The 480-nt window shown below is 72.3% G+C and carries 1 protein-coding gene; it reads left to right on the forward strand.

What is annotated here, in order from left to right; translation table 11 throughout:
- A partial coding sequence (locus RM479_RS27460; protein ID WP_311514582.1) for a cyclic nucleotide-binding domain-containing protein occupies positions 1 to 480 on the forward strand: 480 nt, incomplete at both ends.

A 480-nucleotide genomic window follows, 5' to 3' on the forward strand; every position in this document is an offset into this window, starting at 1 on the left:
GAGCAGGACAAGCCGCAGCAGAGTCTCGGCACTGCCGCCGCGCGGAACCTGGCCACCACGACCAAGTCCGCGCCGCAGATGCAGGAGATCAGCTCGCGCTGGCTGCTGCGCATGCTGCCGTGGGTCAATGTGCAGGGCGGCGCGTACCGGGTCAACCGGCGTCTCACGTACACCGTGGGGGACGGCCGCATCACGTTCGTGAAGACCGGCGACCGGGTCGAGGTCATCCCGGCGGAGCTGGGCGAACTGCCCGCCCTGCGCTCCTACGAGGACCAGGACGTGCTCGGCGAGCTGGCCCAGCGCTGCCGCCAGCGGGAGTTCGCTCCCGGGGACGTGATCGTCTCGGACGGCACCCCGACCGACGAGGTCTACCTGCTCGCGCACGGCCGGGTGGAGCGGGTCGGTACCGGCCCCTACGGCGACGACGCGGTCCTCGGCGTGCTCGCCGACGGCGCCTACTTCGGCGAGGCCGCGCTGCTC

Source organism: Nocardiopsis lambiniae, from assembly GCF_031845465.1.
GTDB lineage: Bacteria > Actinomycetota > Actinomycetes > Streptosporangiales > Streptosporangiaceae > Nocardiopsis > Nocardiopsis lambiniae.